The organism is Pelomicrobium sp., assembly GCF_036803785.1.
Lineage (GTDB): Bacteria > Pseudomonadota > Gammaproteobacteria > Burkholderiales > UBA6910 > Pelomicrobium.
Map to the genome: position 1 here is coordinate 1 of NZ_DAIRTR010000247.1, position 1,999 is coordinate 1,999.

Below are 1,999 nucleotides of genomic sequence, written 5' to 3' on the forward strand. Positions count from 1 at the left end.
CCTCCCTGCTGGGCAGTCGCACCCGCGCTTCGAACCGCTGGGGTCCCGTGGGCGTCACCGAGATCCACGCCGCCGTGTCTTCCCGGACGAAGGCTTGGTAGCCCAGGGTGGCGGCGGCGAGGGTTGCGAACAGCGCTCCGACGGCCAACGCGAGCACGGCGGAAGCGATCCACGACAGGCAGGCGAGGGGCCGGCGACGCACTGCCGCCCGCAGGGCGCCGACAAAGGCCGCGACCCCTAAGGCGGCGGAAGTCGCCGCGACGGCATAGATGGTGTTCGTCATGGGGTGGAGGTGCTCAGGTGGCGAACCGGCGTTCGAATTCGGCGCGCACCTCACTGCGGCGGCTGGGCCAGGCGGCTTCGGCCGCGGGGTCCGCGGGCGAGGCGCCACAGACCCACGCCGCCCGCGGGCGGCTGCGGTGCGTCTCTTCGTAGTCGAGGGCCCATTTCACCAGCCGGGAGCGCCGCCCCGGGTCCTGGCGCAACAGCGCGAAGGCGCGACCGAGCTCGAGGCGGGACTCAAGCTCTTCGACCACCTGCATTGCTTGAGGGGACCCGCAGCGGACCGCGTCCACCCGCCCCACCAGGGCGGCCGCGGAAACCAGCTCGAGCGCCCGATCCCGCCAGCCCGCTTTCTCCGCGTACAGCCCCATGAAGTAAAGGGCCGGAATTACCCCCTGGTGGGAGCGCGGCTCGAGCCAGAACACGGTGAGCTCGGCCTCCTCCGCGCTCGCCTGCTGCAGGCCCTGGGCGAGCGCCCGGGTCAGCTTCGCCGCATCGCCTTCCTTCTCGATGCGGACTAGCGCCTGGACGAAAGGAGAAGCCTCTACCCCGCGCTGGTAGCTGGAATAGATCCAGTAACCCACTGCCATCATGAAGGCGGCGAAGACGGCGAGCCCAAGGGCGAGATGGAGGAAAAATTTCAAGAAACGCCGGCCTAAAGCGGTCACTGAAGCTCCATAGCACTGAAATGTTCGCGATCATTCACGCCGGTCATCGGGGGGTGCTCTTTGCGGTTGACCACCTCCCGGGCTTGGGGGTTTCCCTCTGCATCGCGACCGTTCCCAGGCACTACGCAGCCCCTGCCCGAGCGGGCCGTCTGTCGGCTTCCGCCCCGGGCGGCCGAGGACGGTGGCAAAAGCGTAGCGATTCCGGATAGGGGAACACGTCCTCCTGGATGCCCTGGAGGATGCGCCGCTGCTTCTCTCGCCAGAACGCGGGGTCCACGAGCTCGGGATGAAGTTCCAGAAAGATCGCCCGGGCGCGGGGGTCGGTGAACACGTAGCGGGCGAACTGTTCGGGAAACACGTCGTTTTGCCCTATCCCATACCAGGGCTCGGCGGCCAACTCCTCCTCGGGGGTGCGCGCTTCGGGCAGAGCCCGGAAGGTGCAGTCGGTCATGTGGGCAATCTCGTCATAGTCGTAGAACACCACTCGGCCGTGACGCGTGACGCCAAAATTCTTGAGCAGGAGATCCCCGGGGAAAATGTCCGCCCCAGCCAGATCCTTGATCGCCTGGCCGTATTCCTGGATGGCGTGCCGCAGGCGCTCCTCATCCGCATCCTCCAGGTAGATGTTGAGCGGAACCATGCGCCGCTCGATGTACATGTGCCGGATGATGATTTTGTCGGCCTCGAACTCCACGCTGGAGGCGCAATCGCGCTTGAGCTCCTCGAGCAGTTCCGGATCGAAGCGGGCGAGCGGCAGCGCCACGTCGGAGTACTCCAAGGTGTCGGCGAGGCGCCCGACCCGGTCGTGGTACTTCACGATCAGGTATTTCTCCATGACCGTCTTGCGGTCCATGTCCTTGGGCGGGCCAAACGTGTCCCGAATGACCTTGAACACGTACGGGTAGGAAGGGAGGGTGAACACCAGCATCACGAGCCCGCGGATGCCCGGCGCGATGCAGAAGTTGTCGCTGGAATGCTCCAAGTGATGGTGTAGATCCCGGTAGAAGAGGGTCTTGCCGTGCTTCTGCAGCCCGAGCAGGGTGTAGATT

3 protein-coding genes are annotated in these 1,999 nt (G+C 66.1%); all 3 read right to left on the minus strand.

Going from position 1 to position 1,999, the window contains the following annotated elements; translation table 11 throughout:
- Nucleotides 1-283, minus strand: a 283-nt coding sequence (locus V7Q81_RS15870; RefSeq protein WP_333845274.1) for a hypothetical protein, incomplete at its 3' end; no start/stop codon positions are given.
- A 13-nt stretch (nt 284-296) separates the two neighbouring features.
- On the minus strand, nt 297-926 hold the full coding sequence (locus tag V7Q81_RS15875; protein ID WP_333845276.1) for a hypothetical protein: 630 nt from the start codon (nt 924-926) through the stop codon (nt 297-299).
- 145 nt (nt 927-1,071) lie between these two features.
- A partial coding sequence (gene aceK / locus V7Q81_RS15880) for a bifunctional isocitrate dehydrogenase kinase/phosphatase (RefSeq protein ID WP_333845278.1) occupies nt 1,072-1,999 on the minus strand: 928 nt, incomplete at its 5' end.